We start from the raw sequence: 17,888 nt of genomic DNA, 5'->3' as shown, positions 1-17,888 counted from the left end.
GCGCCTTGAAGACCTCACCATTACAAAAACAACAGGTGATTCAGCATATGAAGCCGTTCCTCATACCTTATCTAACTGCTATTCGAGCATCGCGCCTGAGCCCTGGCCTCATCGCAGCGGGCCTTGCCCTTGCAACCTCGGGCATGCCGCAAGCCCGAGCCACCACCTGGCAGCTCAATGATGATTGGAATCTGACCAGCAATTCCACCCTAACACTTGGCAGCAGTTGGGCTTTGCGCAACGCCGATCCAAATCAATTGACCACCCCGGATGCCCGTTCCATCGGTAAACGCGGCGAGGGCATCAACTACAGCGCTGACGATGGCAAACTCAACTTTGACAAAGGCGATGCCATCTCACAAATCTTCAAGGGCTTGACCGAATTAGATCTTAATGATGGCAATCAGGGCGCTTTCGTCCGATTCAAGTATTGGTACGACCACGCCTACGAATCCACCAATGGCGACTTCACCCAGTTTGACGACAGTGGTTGGCAGGACCTCGCCAAGTTCAAGGGGTTTGAGGTGCTCGACCTGTATGCATGGAAAAACTTCGAACTGGGTGAGCGTCAACTCAGCCTCAAGCTCGGCAAGCAAGTGCTGTCGTGGGGAGAGGCCCTGTTTCTTCAGAATGGCATCAATGCGATCAACCCTCTGGATGCTTCTGCCTTCAATCGCCCCGGGGTGGAATTGAAAGAAGGCCAATTGCCAGTGGAGATGCTCAGTTTCAGTTATGACCTCAGCGATACGCTGAGCCTTGAGGGGTTCTATCAATACAACTTCCGTCCGACGGTTCTGGACGGTTGCGGCACTTTTTTCTCGGTCGGCGACAACATTCAAGAAGGTTGTCAGATGAACCGACTGATCGTTGTGCCGGCAGGCAATTTGAGTACCGAGCAAGCTATTAATGCGCGCGCATTTGAGACTCGAGGCAGTACTGACTGGGCAAGCGATGACGGCCAATACGGTCTGGCCCTGCGCAAAACCCTCGAAATGCTCAACGATGCCGAGTTGGGAATCTACTACGCCAATTACCACAGTCGTACACCGAGCATGGACGGAAGGGTGCGTACTGGTCTTAGTGCTGGCTCGTTGCCAACCGGTACCTACAACACTGTGTACCCAGAAGACATCCGCTTGTTCGGTATCAGCCTGAGCGGCGTGCTCGGCAGCACTGCGGTGTTCACTGAGTTGAGCTACCGACCCAACCAGCCGCTGTCCTATAACGCTTCTGACGTGGTGGCTGTAGTTGCAGGCGCCGGTGCCAGTACTCCGATCTACGACGGAACTACCCCGAGCTTGGGTAGCGAAGTACAGGGTTACAAGCGCAAGGAGGTATGGCAGTACAGCTTGGGTGCTACCGATAACATCAGCAATATCTTCGGTGCAGAGAAACTTACCTGGATCGCCGAAGCCGGCGCCAACTGGATCGAGGGCATCGATCTGGATGAAGAGCGTTACGGTCGCGCCGCTCTGTTTGGTCGCGTGCAGAACAATGGTGCTGCCTGTTTCAATCCGGCTGCGGGAGGGCTGAACGCTGGGCAGGCTGCCGAGAAAAATGCCGACTTTTGCAACACCCATGGCTACACCACCGGATTCTCCTGGGGCTATCGCCTACGTGCTGCCCTGGCGTTCGAAAGTCTGATTCCGGCCATGGTGGTCACGCCATCACTGAACTTTCGCCATGACGTCGAAGGATACGGCCCGAACTTCCAGGAGGGACAGATGGCCGCGGGTGCGGCACTGACTTTTGATTACCGAAATAACTATTCGCTAGAGCTGGCCTACAACGATTTCTTTGGCTCTAACAAGTTTTCTACCATCGATGATCGCGACTTCGCGTCAGTCAACCTCAAAGTGAGTTTCTAATGATTAATTCAAAAGTTACCAAATGGAGCTTCACATTGACCCTGCTTGCCGCCTGTGCACTGGCTCACGCTAAGCAAACTGATGCCAGCCGACTTGAAGGCCCGTTGACACCCTTTGGCGCCGAACGCGCCGCGAATGCCGATGGCAGTATTCCAGCATGGACGGGGGGGATGCCACCAGGTGCTGCTACGGTTAGCCCCAATGGCAACTATGCCGATCCCTACGCGGCAGAAAAGCCCGTGTATACCATCAGTAAGAGCAACCTGGCTCAATACAAAGATCTGTTGAGCCCCGGTCAGCAGGCGATGTTTATCCGCCACCCCGAATACCGTATGCGTGTATTCCCCAGTCATCGTAGCACCCGGTTGCCGAAAAGATATGTGGATGAAAGCCGCAATAACCTTGGCGCAGTAACGCTGGAAGAGAATGGTTATGGATTGAAGGGATATCACTTCGGTGTGGCCTTCCCTGAGCCGACCGAGGCAAAAGAAGTGCTATGGAACCACCTGACCCGTTTTCGTGGCGGTTCAGTGCGCCGTCAGTTCGCCTCGGCCACCGTACAGGAGAGTGGCGATTACACCGTGGTGGGCTATGACGCCCTTAGCGCTTTTCGCGAGAACATCAGTGACATGCCTGTAGACGCTAACGTGCTGTTCTACAACCGGGTGCTGACCGTTGAGCCTTCTCGCTATTCCGGTGAGGTAACGTTGGTCCAGGAACCACTGAACCAGGTCGCCGAGCCGCGCTCCGCTTGGCAGTACATTCCAGGACAACGCCGGGTCCGTCGTGCGCCAACGGTGGCCTATGACAACAGTGCTCGCTACAGCTTCGGTCAGGTGGTCTCCGACAGCGTCGACGGCTACAACGGTGCTCCAGATCGATACGATTGGAAGTTGATCGGCAAGCAGGAAATGCTGGTCGGCTACAACGCCTTTCCCTTGGCCAGCAAGGACATCAAATACGCTGACATTCTTAAGCCCGGTTACCTCAACCCCGATCTGGCGCGATACGAAAAACACCGCGTCTGGGTTATTGAAGCCACGCTGAAGCCCGGCAATCGGCATGTCTATAGCAAACGTCGCTTCTACATCGATGAAGATTCCTGGCAGATCATGGCTTCGGATATCTATGACAGTCGTGGCGAGTTGTGGCGCTTTTACGAGTCGCACCTGACCCAGCTGCACGATATTGAGATGCCGATAACGGCGGTGGAAGTAACCTACGACCTGATTTCCGGGCGATACGCCGCAAACTACCTAACCAATGAAGTGCCGAAAAAGATCGAAATCGGCTTTGTCAGCACGCGAGCTGAATTCACTCCAGTCCAGCTCAAGCGAATGGGCAAGTAAATATCATCACGCAGCCCGCCAAGTGGGCTGCACCGTGCTTCCGGCGATCGTTCTGTTTCTGGAGATACATCATGCCTACTATGGCTAAAGTTTATTGGGGTCTTGGATTAGCCACTGCCACATTGGTGACGGCAGGCCTGGTGGGTAAAAGCGTTGTCGAACAAGCAAAAGCTACCGCAGACGCCTATCTGTTTGGTTACCCGCTCGTACTGATGGACCTCACACGCCGTTACCATGTGCAGAGCTCAGGCGTAGAGCTCAACCACCTGCGCCACTTGCGCAGCTTTCCGGATGCCAGCTTTCGTTCAGTAGTGTCGCCGAACGCCGACACACTGTATTCAATGGCCCACCTCGACTTGAGCAGCGAACCGCAAGTATTGAGCATTCCAGATATGCGCGGCCATTACTACATGACACCGATTCTGGATGCCTGGACGAATGTCTTTACCTCCCCCGGTACACGCACCACCGGTGAACAGCCACGTGACTATCTCATTGTCGGTCCGAACTGGAATGGCCAGACCCCCGGTAATCTGAACGTGCTGCGATCGCCCACCAACATGGCTTGGATGATCGGCCGGATCGAAAGCCGCGGGCCGACTGACTATTCCGAAATCAATGCCCTGCAAGATCGTATGACGCTGCAGCCCTTGAGTACCTGGCAAGGTAACGACGTTCCGAAGGTCGCGGCAGCAGCGGTAAGCAACACACCTGTGAAGCCGCGTCAGGCGCCGGATCAGCAGTTGGCGACGTGGACCGCCGAGTCATTCTTCACAACGTTCTGCCAGTTGCTCGGCAATAATCCGGCACGGCCTGATGACACGCCAGCGCTACAAAAGATGCGTGAGGCTGGCTTGCTTAATGCGGACTGTCGCCTACAGCAATCTGCGCTTCAGCGCCTGGGTAGTTGGATGGGCTTCCACAAGGTGGTTGCCGCGCTAAACGATAGCGAACACTTGCTAGACAGCCTGCCAACGCACAATGGGTGGCGAATTCCCTATGGAATTGGTGAATATGCAAGCGACTATCGACGCCGGGCGATGGTCGCCAAGTTTGGCCTGGGCGCTAACACCAATGAAGACGCTATCTACCCGACGCTGCGTCGAGATGGAGCTGGCCAGATATTGTCCGGGGCACATCGGTATGTCCTGCATTTCGACAAGCAACAATTACCGCCAGTGAAGGGTTTCTGGTCGCTGACTCTCTACGATCAAGCGCAGTTCTTTTTCGCCAATCCACTGGATCGCTTCGCTATCGGTGACCGGAATGCATTGCACTACAACCCTGATGGTTCACTTGATTTGTACATTCAGGCGCAGGCACCAACAGCGAAGGAACAACTGACAAATTGGTTGCCTGCGCCTGCCACGAACTTCAATTTGATGCTACGCCTGTATTGGCCCGCACAAGCAGTGCTTGATCGCAGTTGGTTACCGCCAGCAATTAAACGTCTCGACTGAAACACTTCATGCAGCCCCGGTCACTGTAGCCGGGGTTTTTTCATCTTGCCGGATCAGTTTGTGCCAGCCATCCTTGGCGGTAACCTCTCCATCGATTGCTGACCATGGCTCGACTTATATCCCACGCTCCCCCGCTGGCGCAATCAACGTTGATCTCTGTGGTGAGCTGTATCGCCGGTACCCTTAAAGGCAGATACGGTATTGACCCAGTACCGGTAATGAACAGCGTCGGAATTGATCCGATAGTGATACAGGACAGCGACCGGCGCTTGACGGTGGCTACCCTGAGCCCGCTATGGCTGCGGTGTGTGGAAGTGACCGGTGATGAAGCTTTCGGCTTATATGCTGCCCGTTATTACCAGCCAGCGCAGTTCTATGGCGTCGATCTGGCCTTGTGTACCGCCGCTACGTTCGGAGAAGCGCTGCAACTCCATGTTCAGTTCATTCGTGTATTAACCACTGCCGCCTTGGCGTCTCTGAAAACCGATGCCGACGGAAATCATCGCCTAGAGATCCATCGTTACGGCCCTGATCGACCTACCGACGCGGCGCTTGATTGCTTTTTCCATGCCTTCTTCATCCGTCTGTTCGAGCGTCAGACCGGGCTACAGGTCAACAAATTACTACGACGTCTGGAACTTCCCCGTGCGGCACCGAATGACCCAACACCCTGGCTGGATCTGGGCATCCCAGTAGTTTTTGGTAGCCCGTGCGGCGCTATGGTATTCAAGCCCCAAGCCTGGGCCTTACCATTACCCGGCGCCAATCCGCTTTTGTTGGCACAGTTGGAAAAACCTATCTTGCGTCAACTGGCCCAACTTCGCCTGCCATTGCCGGCGAGCGCATTGCGTGCACTGCTGGCCGATACGCTTGCCAGCGGCGCTTCTCTCGAACAGTTAGCGCTCGCTCTGCAAATCAGCGCCAGTCAACTGCGAAGTGGCCTGAGAAGCCAAGGCCTGAATTTTAGCCAGTTGCTTGATCAGGCACGCGAAGCTCAAGCGATGGTCCTACTGGCCAACCCAGCCTTTAGCCTGGAACAAATCGCCACCAAACTCGGTTTCAGTGGTTCCAGCAGCTTCAATCGTGCATTTCGTCGCTGGCAAGGCGACACACCATTGAACTATCGCCGCCAAGTCCTAGGCTAAGGATGTAGTGGTCTAATGAATCCGGACACCTTTCTGTGGCGAGCATTCTCGCCTAAATGGGTGTCCGGATTCATTAGACCACTACACTCGACGGACTAGTTCTGGTTATGCGAGCACACGCCGCCGTTCAACATATTTCAACCAGACGGCTTTGAAGCTCTGCTTGAACCTCCGCAGAGCTGAGTCCTAGATCTGGTGAGCAAGCGACTAAGCGTTGCACCGAACTTTCCGCCCATCCTTGTACATCGTCATCCAGTGCGACCCAGTGCCGAAGTTGAGACCGCGCAGCGTACCGGCAGATCTGGTCGTATCGTGTCTTCCCGTCCCATACGCTTTCATCCACCCAGCCTTTAGCCATTGAACTATGCCATGTAGCACCGATAACTCGCTCTTGCAGCTCGTAAGGCAGATAGCCAAGAGCCCGCTTATGGCCGAGGAGTCGAACCCAACTAGTGCTCAATACCAACGAGACCGAAGGAAACTCGTTGAGGAGCTTGGTAAGAATCGGCGCCCACATGAAAAGATTCCCTTCAGCCTTTAGTGTCGGCCCAAGACGACTAAAATAGACGGCGTCGGGATGTAGGACACCATCGAAATCCAAGAAAAGAACAGGTGTACTTTTCTGCACTTAGGTTACTCCAGGTAAAAAGTCGTACCCAATCGACGTTCAATATCAACAACCGAGAAAATATGCTGGGACTCAAAAAGCATCCCACTCAATCATAAGGTTTTGAACTCTTGAACTCGTCCTCTAGCGATCGGAAGCTTCGTGGCCGAGCGGATGGGCCAGACCCACGCAGCGCTGCCTTTACAGCGACTGCTGCTCGCTCGAGCTCCGCATGGGAAGCCGCATAGACAGCTACAATAAGCCTATTGCGACTGTGCATTTTCATTTCCAGCACTCGCAGGGCGCTTTTTTCTTCTCGCAACAGCTCAATATTGTTCATTTTTTCAGGCCTTAATTAGAAAATCGTTGCAGCGCGATGCTGCCTCTACGGCATCAATATCAATCAACTAGATCGTAAATATTAGCTGTGGTGGAAATGTACGCCATAAGCTTTTTCCCCCGTCTCCATACATTCTGGCGGCACGGTGCGCTTAAAATATTAGGACCAGCTATAGGGGAAAAACCTCCTGCTTGTAAATGAAATTGGACATTTACAACATGAGTTCCTAGAATCCGCGCAATTTCTGGAGAAAGGATATAGTTTCTTTCAAAATGCTTTATTGATTGGAGGCTGATCAATTGTGCTGGTCGCCTGGAGCTTTGAACCGTTTCGCTACGAAGCCGACCAAGACGTACAAGAGCGTAAGCAACTTCATCCTTTACACCGAGAGTTTTTGCTGCTTGTGAAACTGACATACCATTCGCGTACGAGGAGGTAAGACTCGTTATACTGTTTTTCTCAAGCTCGTTCGGATCAAAAAGCCATTTCCCAATATTTAGAGCTTCTTTCTCTGCTCTACAAAACACAGGTATAGTCCCAGACTGGATCGCCATTACCAACTCCGGCAAGCCGCCAGATGTAGGCAGATAATGCTTTGCAGCCTGCGATATTGTTATAAAGTTATCGCTGGGATAGGGTAAAAACCGTGGAGGAGCAAGAGAAATTATTGAGCTAAAGTCGACAAACCATTTTTCACCAGCATGTGGAGAGCCGCCAACATAATTTAGTACCCCTGATTTTATTAACTGCTCAACGCGCTTTCTACTGACGCAAAGCAGCCGAGAAGTTTGCCGTAGGTTAAGAGGCTCGTGCACTATTGCAGAGAGCCTTCGCGCTTCTTCAATATCGACGACTACGACAGTTTTACCACAGGAATACCTAAACTCCCGAGCATCGAGCTCACCGGATAAATGCATCCTTCTAAGAAAATTTTCGGGAAGACCAGTTTTTTGCGCTGCCTTGCTGTATGAAAGCCAACGGTGTTCAAGCAATGTGCACTCACTTAAACGCCGATTCCGCAAAGCCAAAGGACCCTCCCAATTTTGAACGATGTACCTTTCGAACTCATCACGAACAAAGTCGTAGCATCGATCGGCCAGAGACAAGTACACGTCATTATAAATTAACCCAAATGCGGAACCTAGTTTAGATGAAAGTTTTGTTCCTCTGATTCTGATAAGATCAGTGAGTAAATCATGAAAGGACCCAGGCCAACCCGAAAGAATTTGGCCCGCCGCTTGAGCTAAGTCAGGAGCTACGTTCCTGCACGCCATCGATGAAACTGTCATGTTCATGAAATGTTTTCGACTCAACGCCCTCACACCGACGCGAACAGCTAATAAATGTAACTGTTCGTAGGTTAGTGACTCAACTCCAGATGTGTTTTCGGTACTTCTCTGCCTTAAACGTTTTTCAAGCTCCACCGACATCCAAACCTTTGACTCATCGGCTGCTAAAGTTGGAAAAGTTACATCCGAAAATGAAAATCCACAGATGTCGCAAAATTTCGTGATCAGTATCTTTTGATTTATTTTCGCCTGACACTTCGGACATCCATATAGCAACTCAACTTTATGGATCGAGCAGGTTGTATAAAGAGTTAGCTCCCATACCTCACGCCAGTAAAGCTCAGTTACAAAACAAACCGGACAAAACTTTGACCTAACTAACGACCAGATTTTTTGATTAGTGAACTTAGGCGATCTAACTACTGTGACCACTTCATGCCAGCTTACAGGCCTTACATCCTCATCCAACCATTCGTATACTTGCTCATCTGTCAGCTCTTTAAATAGCTTTACAACCTCACCATTTCGGAGGGCATTACAATCCCCCAAGCGATGCAGGTATCCGACCAAGCTCTCATCGCACTTTGGCGTAGCATTTACCAATAGACCGAACATGCACCTTATTCCTTCATATAGCATTGCAACGAAAGGCACTTAAATCTTGAATGTCCGTTGTTAACTAACAGACATTGATTAGATCTCAAGCCGCAATGATGTCAAAGTTCTCAAAAGGCTCACGAGCTCCAATTAAAGGTTTGAAGTCGAATACATCACTGAAAGGATTGCGTACATCAGGTGCAGAGCTCCATACCTCATCCTTAAACGCTTCAGACAGTAGTCCCAGATTGATGCCTTCAGAACATCGGTACTGGACCAGCCAAACAGAGCGATCTAAAATTTTTATCAGATAGTCAATTAACCCAAATGAAGCTAGATACATCCGGCGGATAATTTCTTTTTCTGAAAAGCTAATAGACGCTACCGGTAGTAGTTCCTGAATACTTTGGAGAAGTATAGCGAACTGTCTCCAACAAGCTTCGGTCAACATGAACCTATTGTAATCAACCGTGGCAGAGAATCTTCGTCTCAGCTGCTCGTTAGCCCAGAGCAGACCTTCAGTTCGCTTCAGACCGACAAGGACGAATGTAATGCTAGTTTCGTTCATCAGGCTCTTGATCCAGTCCGCCGCCTCGTACGCTGCATTACGCTTGTAATCCACGAGATGCTGCGCTTCGTCTAGAACGACTACTTCAACACCTAATTTGCTTAATAGTTGAATAATTCTCGCAAACTTCGTTTCTGCCGAATGGTTACGCGAGTCCGCGTACGGATCTTTCATCGCGGTCAACACAGCCGTTGCTAGGTTCTTTTTGGTTGGAGAGGACGGAATTTCCACGATGAGCACAGCGCGTTGCCTCGCATCAACTCCGTCAGCAGACTTCAATTCTTCGACGTACTCTCTAATCAAAGTACTTTTCCCAACACCGCTTGGCCCTTGTATAACAAGTCCCTTACTAGTACCTGTGCGTCGTGTGTCTCCATGAACTTCAGTTAGGCGGGCTAGTGCTTGCTCTGCCTGAGGGCTCAGAATGAAGTGGTGACGCAGAGAAAATGAGGCTGGACTTCCTTCATGATTACTCATCACTTAGTCCTCCGCTCAGGTGACGCCGGGTAACCTTGAATGATGTTGCTACATTTGCGGTGCCGCTTGGCTTGTCTAACCAATCCATTTCTGAAAACGCGATGAGAGGCTTTACGGAACCATCGAGCCTCCAACCGTCCTTATCTATCTTGGCACGGGTTACAGCCCGACGTTTACGCAACTTCTGAGAGCGGCGAGCCTCCGCAATATCCTGTGTTAAATCGCGATAGCACTGATGGACCTGGTCAAAGCTTGGGCTATTGCTGCCGCTGTCTTGAAGTGCTTTTTCGGCCGCTTTCCATAATTCACGACTCAACCCGAGCATGCGCTTATCTTTTATGGGTACCTGCAAAAATACGTTTCTGAAACGGTCATGCACCCAAACATGTCCAAGTTCATCACGATATCGAACATTGATTTTCTCCTGCGGTGCCATCAGCATTCTTAGCTCAGCAAGTTCCGGCGAGTGGTACCCGTGACCGCATACTTCAATACCGTAATGATGTACTTTCACCGAACTTCGGCGAGCTAGAATGCATTCAAGGGCATCAAGGTCAACGGGCAACTTGATCAGCCGACTAGTCTCTTCGGAGGCCCATACCTGCGCAGGGGTCCTTTTGCTAAGACTCCGGTGGGGGGTCTGATGATAACCATCAACAATCCATTTGACGACGCTGGCTTCCAGTTGAGCCAGCGTGAAGCACGCATATTTCTCTGATCTGTAGTCTCCCTTCTCTTGGGTGTTGGAAAATGTAGTGCCAGGCAGGTTATGAATCAGTCCGAGATTCTGAGTGCGGAAAAATCTTTCGACCGATCCTTTCATCTCTGGACCTCTTGAGCGAGGATACATAATCTCGATGCCGAGTTCGTTGAATCCGGCAATCAAATCATCTGCATGAAATTCCGCAGCGTTGTCAGGAACGAGTCGTGCGGGGACTCCATGAGCGCGCCACTCGTTTTGTACTTTAGGAAATCGCTCCAGAAGCTCCGTTTTAGGGCGAATGGAACGTTCAATGACGCGAAGGATTGTCTCAGTGTTAGGTGCAGCTAAGTGAATTAGGTAGCCCATGATCATTCGTGAATATTTGTCTAACACGATAGTGATATAGGGGCGGCCTATAACCAATCCAGTTTCTTCGTCTACAAGTAGGACATCCAACAGAGTATGGTCGATCTCCCATCGATCCAAAATCCCCCCAACCACGAGCATTTCTCTCGCAACCCGATGCTTCTTTTTGGCCGCATACTTACCAATACGACGAACATCAACCTCGTATGGATCGAGCCTGGCAATATATCTACGAACAGTCATACCACAAGGCTTGTTTAGCTGATCAGAGGGCAAACGTGTAACGTTCCTCTCATCGACACGCTTCAGATATTCGCCAACTACTTTTGAAACTTGATGCCGTTCTAACTGAAGGTATACCTCGTGGATGACATCTTGTAATATTTCTTCCAACTCACCAGATATTACGCTGGTTCTTCCCTTATCGGCATGTTTAGGAATAAGCTTTACAACATTTCGACCTACGAATTTTGTGTGCCACCTTCTAAAAGTAGATACAGATGGAACAGTTGCATCTCCAATTTTTACGGCAATCTCGGTTAATTTCTCTTGCAGATCATATTTTTTAGGCAATTTTATCTGCCCCTCGGTTACGCACTCAATATACTTACGACGGCGTAAAGCTTCCTCACTGTGCTTTGCGGGAAAACAAGATAGATCCGGGGCTACGTTCCTCACGCATGGAATCTCACCTAGGTAAGGTTGGTCTGTACAGATTTCGATCTCACGTCGCTCATAACCAAGATGAAACTCACGGTCGGTTAAAGTAGTTGGCTCACCATATTGATCAATGAAAAGCAGACGTCTATCGATCAGCCGCCGCTGCAGCGACATCGTTCTACCATGTATAACCACAACTAACTTCGCCTTAAGCAAAAAAGTTTGCATGACGATGTCCTCCTGAAAGAAAGACTTGTGATTGGTTCAGCAAAGGCTTTTCAAGGTCAACACCGACAATACACAGCCCCAACAAACGCCAAGCTTCTACTTCCCCAAATAATGATATGACCTCATGGAATACTTGGGGTTTGTATTTATTCAACTTAAGCCAAACTTCGGCTTGATCTGACGAAGGAAGAGAAGGACTGTATCGGTGATACAGAATTTTTTGGATATTGGTCGCCAATGGTTCTCGCCAGATCAGGCCTTCTGTAACGACGGAAAAACTCCGATCGGTGGCAGAAAAATGGTTCTTAGCTGCACACAGCTTTTGCTTGACGCTACTGACCAAAAGCTTTTTTTCTGGCTTTACTTCGAACCACCACTCACCACCGTCCGCAAGGAAAACACGAAGATCCGGAACGTAATCTACTAATGTATCTCCCAAGAGAAATCTTTCCCGAGACGGCTGCACTTCATAACGAAGAACTGACGGTGAGAGCTCGAGTAAGCGGAGAAAACCTCCTTCCAGCTGGGATTCCCAGGCTACAGGGTGACCATTTTTGATCGAGGGGAAGTACCCTCTGAAATGACATGAGCTGCGAGTAACTACCTTACGTACTGCCATCGCACACCTCCGTAGACGTGTACCGTCGCGGCGCCTGAGAACACAGGCACAGAGCGGCACCCAAGGGGCAGAATCGACAGGCAACACTTTCCCGTCGAGAGCCCTCGATAAAGTCGAAATGATGGGAGGGGATTGACAAGCATCCAAAAAAAGCTGAAATTGCGGCTACCAGACCAGCAACATCGCTTCAAATGGACGCGGTCAAAACCCCTAGGTTTTGGTCGCGTTTTTACATTTCACACCTCCCGCTTTTCATGATCTCGTCCTCTGACATTCATAGCTAAATTAATTCAAGCTTCCTCTCGTTTATACGGTTTTGCTCTAATCTTGCAATTCTTAGCCACTTCCAAATCGAATATTTGACTTGCGTCGGCTTCGGCAAGCTTCTGATTTTATTGCTAGAACAGCTCCAACCTCAATAAATACAATTACCAAATAATATTCCAGACCACTGGGAAAATCCATTGCTTACAACTGAATCTAAGTATTTTTATTGAATACTTACAACACTGAAGGCTCAGAATTTAATCTTTCAACGTATAATATCTTTATACGCTGCATATTTTTAAAATTTCTAATCTCAGGGAAGCCGAGCGGTTTTTTTTCGAATTACGAATGGCCGTAATATGTGTCTTAATTTTTTAGGAGACCCTGCCATAAGATGAAATAATCCGCCTCCCCCAATAAACTTTAGACTCTATATTCAAAGTAAAAATTAAAGTCTCTAAGTGTCATTGAACTCGAGTTCTTTTAGTATTTCTGCTCGGGAATGTCCTGAGCTTCTACCGTTATAACTTATCGATCTTGCCAACCTTACCATAAGGATATTGGCCTTTTTTTGTGCAAAAAAAAGCCCGCTAGTAAGCGGGCCTTCTTTCAACGTGGAATCCTAACTCTAGGAGTTAGTAGTTCCATTTATTTGTGAAAATGCGCAACTATTCAGTGAACCTACACCTGATCAGAAGTCCAGGTTCGAGACCGCCAGGGCGTTGCTTTCGATGAACTCACGACGAGGCTCAACGGCATCGCCCATCAGGGTGTTGAAGATCTGATCGGCAGCGATCGCGTCTTCGATAGTCACCTTGAGCATGCGGCGCACGGTTGGGTCCATGGTGGTTTCCCACAGCTGGTCAGGGTTCATCTCGCCAAGACCTTTGTATCGCTGGATGGTGTGGCGCTTGGTGCTTTCGGTCATCAGCCAGTCGAGTGCTTCCTTGAACTCGTTGATAGCCTTCTTGCGCTCGCCACGCTGAACATAAGCGCCTTCGCCGAGCAGGGTGCTCAGTTGTGCGCCCAGGGCGGTGACGGTGCGATAGTCATTGCTGCCGAAGAAGTCGCGGTTGAAGGTCACGTAGCTGGCCAGGCCATGGGAGGTGATTTCCACTTCCGGCAGCCAGACATTACGTTCCTTGTCTTCGCGAAGGCTCGCCTTGTAGAGCAGGCCGGACTTCTCGCTGGTACGCAGGCGCTCTTCGAGTTTGCCGAGCCATTCCTGCATGGCCGCGTGGTCGCCCAGTTGCTCCAGGGACACAGCTGGCAGGTAGACGAAGTGCTCGGTCAGCTCCTGCGGGTACAGACGCGACAGACGTTTGAGAGTCTTCATCACGGTGCGGAATTCGTTAACCAGGCGCTCCAGCTCTACGCCGGAAACCGGTGGCGCGGATTCGTCCAAGTGCAGGCTGGCATCTTCCAGGGCCGACTGGGTCATGTACTCTTCCATGGCCTCGTCGTCTTTGATGTACTGCTCTTGCTTGCCCTTCTTGACCTTGTACAGCGGCGGCTGGGCAATGTAGATGTAGCCGCGCTCGACCAACTCCGGCAGCTGACGGAAGAAGAAAGTCAGCAGCAGGGTACGAATGTGCGAACCGTCGACGTCAGCATCGGTCATGATGATGATGTTGTGATAACGCAACTTGTCGATGTTGTACTCTTCGCGACCGATACCACAGCCCAGGGCGGTGATCAGGGTGCCCACTTCCTGGGACGAGATCATCTTGTCGAAACGTGCTTTCTCGACGTTGAGGATCTTGCCCTTGAGCGGCAGGATCGCCTGGGTCTTGCGGTTACGACCTTGCTTGGCCGAACCACCTGCGGAGTCACCCTCCACCAGGTACAGTTCGGAAAGAGCAGGGTCCTTCTCCTGGCAGTCCGCCAGTTTGCCTGGCAGGCCAGCGATATCCAGCGCGCCTTTGCGGCGGGTCATTTCCCGCGCCTTGCGCGCTGCTTCACGGGCACGCGCGGCGTCGATCATCTTGCCGACAACCGCCTTGGCTTCGTTCGGGTTCTCCAGCAGGAAATCGGAGAAGTACTTGCCCATCTCCTGTTCCACGGCAGTTTTCACTTCCGAAGAGACCAACTTGTCCTTGGTCTGGGAGCTGAACTTCGGATCCGGGACCTTCACCGAAATGATCGCGGTCAGGCCTTCACGGGCATCGTCACCGGTAGTCGAGACCTTGTTCTTCTTGGCCAGGCCTTCCTGTTCGATGTAGTTGTTCAGGTTACGGGTCAACGCCGAGCGGAAGCCGACCAGGTGAGTACCACCGTCGCGCTGCGGAATGTTGTTGGTGAAGCACAACAGGTTCTCGTTGAAGCTGTCGTTCCACTGCAGGGCGATTTCCACGCCCACACCGTCTTCACGCTGAACGCTGAAATGGAACACCTGGTTGACCGGAGTCTTGTTGGTGTTCAGGTACTCAACGAAGGCACGCAGACCGCCTTCATACTTGAAGTGCTCTTCCTTGCCCGAGCGCTCATCCTTCAGCAGGATGCCAACGCCAGAGTTGAGGAAGGACAGTTCACGAATCCGCTTGGCCAGGATGTCCCAGCTGAAGTGGATGTTCTTGAAGGTTTCAGACGACGGCTTGAAGTGGATGTGGGTACCAGTGGTTTCGCTCTCACCTACGATTTTCATCGGGGCTTGAGGCACACCGTGAACATAGGTCTGTTCCCAGATCTTGCCACTGCGGCGAACGGTGAGGATCAACTGTTCGGACAGGGCGTTCACCACCGACACACCTACGCCGTGCAGGCCGCCGGAAACTTTATAGGAGTTGTCGTCGAACTTACCGCCAGCGTGCAGGACGGTCATGATGACCTCGGCGGCGGATACGCCTTCCTCTTTATGCACGTCGACCGGAATGCCGCGACCGTTGTCGCGAACACTGATGGATTCATCCGGGTGAATAATTACGGTGATGTCATCACAGTGGCCGGCGAGTGCCTCGTCGATCGAGTTATCGACCACCTCGAACACCATGTGGTGCAGGCCGCTACCATCATCGGTGTCGCCAATGTACATACCGGGACGCTTGCGCACGGCATCTAGCCCTTTCAGCACTTTAATGCTGGAGGAGTCGTACGTTTGATTTTCGCTCATGCCTTCACTCCCGATGGTCGTGGGTCTGGGTGATACGGCCCTGTTCCACGTGGAACAGAGCAACTGGCGTTTCCGTCTGCCAGCCTTCCCTCAATAATTCGTGGTCTACACAGGTGATAAATACCTGGCAGCGTAAGTCTTCCAACAAGCGGCAAAGTGCGCGACGGTGCTGCTCGTCCAGTTCAGACGGCAAGTCATCCACTAGATAAATACATTGGCCACGCCGAGCCTGGCTGACCAGATGTCCCTGGGCGATGCGCAATGCGCAAACCACAAGCTTCTGCTGGCCCCGAGAAAGAATATCGGCGGCGTTATGTGCGCCGAGTCTCAGGCGCAAATCAGCTCGTTGTGGTCCGGCCTGGGTATGGCCCATCTGCTGATCTCGTTGCAGGGAGGAGGCGAGGACTTCACTGAGTTCCCGGTCCTTGTCCCAGCCACGGTAATAGCTCAGGGTCAGCCCTTCGAGCTCGACCAAATCGCTCAGGGTTCGCTCAAAGACTGGCTTCAAGGCCTTGATGTAATTTCGGCGGTATTCATCTATTTCAGCGCTGGCCAGGCACAGTTCCCGGTCCCAGGCCGCTTGAGAAACAGCGTCAAGTGTACCATGCCGCAACCATGAGTTCCGCTGCCGCAAAGCCTTCTGCAGGCGTTGCCAAGTGGCCATGAAGCGTGGTTCCACGTGGAACACACCCCAATCGAGGAACTGCCGGCGAATTTTCGGAGCGCCTTCGAGCAAGCGAAAGCTGTCCGGGTTGATCAATTGCAGCGGCAGAATCTCCGCCAGCTGTGCGGCACTGCGGGCGTTTTGCCCGTCGATGCGGATGGTGAACTCCCCTTGCCGATCCCGCGAAATCCCCAGGTTACTGGTGCCGCCTTCGTTAAGCTCAACCTGACCGAACACCGTACACGCCAACTGCTCGTACTGAATGACCGGTGTAAGACGAGTGCTACGGAAAGAGCGGGCCAGGCCCAGCAGATGAACAGCTTCCAACACACTGGTTTTACCACTGCCGTTGGTGCCGTACAGGATATTGATGCGGGGGGAGGGGGAGAAGGTCACCGGGTGCAGGTTACGCACCGCGGTGACAGAAACGCGACTGAGGGACATCTAGAGTCTGCTGGACAAGTTACAGACGCATCGGCATGACAACGTAAGCGGAGTCGTCATTGTCAGCTTCCTGCAGCAGGGCACTGCTGTTGGAATCCGACAGGATCAGACGAACTTGCTCGGTAGTCATGACACCCAATACGTCCAGCAGGTAGCTGACGTTGAAGCCGATTTCCAGCGAGCTACCGTTGTAGTCGACGCTGATCTCTTCTTCCGCTTCTTCCTGCTCAGGGTTGTTCGCCTGGATCTTCAGCTGGCCATTGGCCAACTGCAGGCGAATGCCGCGATATTTCTCGTTCGACAGAATGGCAGTACGGCTGAACGCTTCGCGCAGCGCCTGACGATCACCGATCACCAGCTTGTCGCCACCTTTAGGAAGCACGCGCTCGTAGTCCGGGAACTTGCCATCGACCAGCTTGGAGGTGAAGGTGAACTCACCGGTAGTAGCACGAATGTGGTGCTGACCCAGTACGATGCTGACCATACCATCAGGCTCGGTGAGCAAGCGCGCCAGCTCCAGGATGCCCTTGCGGGGCACGATGACCTGGTGACGGTCGGCCTGACCAATATCGGCACGCATCGAGCACATGGCAAGACGGTGACCGTCGGTAGCCACGGCGCGCAGCGTATCGGTAGACACTTCCAGCAGCATGCCGTTGAGGTAGTAGCGCACGTCCTGCTGAGCCATGGCAAAGCTGGTGCGCTCGATCAAGCGGCGCAGACGGCTTTGCTCAAGGTTGCAGGTCAGCGAACCCGGGCCTTCTTCCACAGTCGGGAAGTCGTTGGCCGGCAGGGTCGACAGGGTAAAACGGCTGCGGCCTGCCTTGACCACGATCTTCTGCTCGTCGAGCTTGATGTCGATCAGTGCGTCGTTAGGCAGGCTTTTGCAGATATCCATCAGCTTGCGTGCCGGCACAGTGATCTCGCCTGGCTCGGCGGGCTCTTCCAGTTGCACACGACCAACCAGTTCCACTTCCAGGTCAGTACCGGTAAGTGACAGTTGTTGGCCTTGAACTACCAGCAATACGTTGGACAATACCGGCAAGGTCTGGCGGCGCTCGACGACGCCTGCGACCAGTTGCAGGGGTTTCAACAGGGCTTCGCGTTGAATGGTGAAATGCATGGTCT

The 17,888-nt window shown here is 52.0% G+C and carries 12 protein-coding genes; 4 read left to right on the top strand and 8 right to left on the bottom strand.

What is annotated here, in order from left to right; genetic code table 11:
• The first annotated feature begins 47 nt into the window (after nucleotides 1-47).
• From H621_RS0106380 to H621_RS0106365, 4 genes are all read left to right on the top strand, one after another.
• Nucleotides 48-1,868, top strand: coding sequence for a DUF1302 domain-containing protein (locus H621_RS0106380; protein ID WP_051270463.1), 1,821 nt, complete (start codon nucleotides 48-50; stop codon nucleotides 1,866-1,868).
• A 35-nt stretch (nucleotides 1,869-1,903) separates the two neighbouring features.
• Nucleotides 1,904-3,217 carry a DUF1329 domain-containing protein gene (locus H621_RS0106375; protein WP_028942570.1) on the top strand — a complete coding sequence of 438 codons (1,314 nt, stop codon included), beginning with the start codon at nucleotides 1,904-1,906 and terminating at the stop codon, nucleotides 3,215-3,217.
• A 71-nt stretch (nucleotides 3,218-3,288) separates the two neighbouring features.
• A complete protein-coding gene (locus tag H621_RS0106370; RefSeq protein ID WP_028942569.1) occupies nucleotides 3,289-4,677 on the top strand; it encodes a DUF1254 domain-containing protein in 1,389 nt (462 codons plus the stop codon).
• 104 nt (nucleotides 4,678-4,781) lie between these two features.
• A complete protein-coding gene (locus H621_RS0106365) occupies nucleotides 4,782-5,822 on the top strand; it encodes an AraC family transcriptional regulator (protein ID WP_256585714.1) in 1,041 nt (346 codons plus the stop codon).
• 127 nt (nucleotides 5,823-5,949) lie between these two features.
• Here H621_RS0106365 and H621_RS28710 read toward each other — a convergent pair whose 3' ends face one another.
• From H621_RS28710 to dnaN, 8 genes are all read right to left on the bottom strand, one after another.
• Nucleotides 5,950-6,450, bottom strand: a complete 501-nt coding sequence (locus tag H621_RS28710) for an HAD domain-containing protein (protein ID WP_084167932.1) — start codon at nucleotides 6,448-6,450, stop codon at nucleotides 5,950-5,952.
• 378 nt (nucleotides 6,451-6,828) lie between these two features.
• On the bottom strand, nucleotides 6,829-8,673 hold the full coding sequence (locus H621_RS27995; protein WP_158259216.1) for a TniQ family protein: 1,845 nt from the start codon (nucleotides 8,671-8,673) through the stop codon (nucleotides 6,829-6,831).
• A gap of 85 nt (nucleotides 8,674-8,758) precedes the next feature.
• Nucleotides 8,759-9,700, bottom strand: a complete 942-nt coding sequence (locus tag H621_RS0106360) for a TniB family NTP-binding protein (RefSeq protein WP_028942567.1) — start codon at nucleotides 9,698-9,700, stop codon at nucleotides 8,759-8,761.
• The gene (locus H621_RS0106355) at nucleotides 9,693-11,657 is read right to left on the bottom strand and encodes a DDE-type integrase/transposase/recombinase (protein ID WP_028942566.1); all 1,965 of its coding nucleotides are present in this window, start codon (nucleotides 11,655-11,657) and stop codon (nucleotides 9,693-9,695) included. Before H621_RS0106355 ends, H621_RS0106360 begins: the two co-directional genes overlap by 8 nt.
• A complete protein-coding gene (locus tag H621_RS27990) occupies nucleotides 11,638-12,276 on the bottom strand; it encodes a TnsA endonuclease N-terminal domain-containing protein (RefSeq protein ID WP_084167930.1) in 639 nt (212 codons plus the stop codon). The genes H621_RS0106355 and H621_RS27990 overlap by 20 nt, the downstream gene beginning before the upstream one ends.
• 958 nt (nucleotides 12,277-13,234) lie before the next feature.
• Nucleotides 13,235-15,652 (bottom strand): DNA topoisomerase (ATP-hydrolyzing) subunit B, encoded by a 2,418-nt coding sequence (gene gyrB, locus H621_RS0106345; RefSeq protein WP_028942564.1) that lies wholly within the window; start codon nucleotides 15,650-15,652, stop codon nucleotides 13,235-13,237.
• 4 nt (nucleotides 15,653-15,656) lie between these two features.
• Nucleotides 15,657-16,760, bottom strand: a complete 1,104-nt coding sequence (gene recF, locus H621_RS0106340; protein ID WP_028942563.1) for a DNA replication/repair protein RecF — start codon at nucleotides 16,758-16,760, stop codon at nucleotides 15,657-15,659.
• A gap of 19 nt (nucleotides 16,761-16,779) precedes the next feature.
• Complete coding sequence (gene dnaN, locus H621_RS0106335; protein WP_028942562.1) at nucleotides 16,780-17,883, bottom strand: DNA polymerase III subunit beta; 1,104 nt, start codon at nucleotides 17,881-17,883, stop codon at nucleotides 16,780-16,782.
• Between the last annotated feature and the right edge of the window lie 5 nt (nucleotides 17,884-17,888).

The organism is Pseudomonas vranovensis DSM 16006, from assembly GCF_000425805.1.
GTDB lineage: Bacteria > Pseudomonadota > Gammaproteobacteria > Pseudomonadales > Pseudomonadaceae > Aquipseudomonas > Aquipseudomonas vranovensis.
This window is presented reverse-complemented; position numbering and strand designations above follow the sequence as displayed.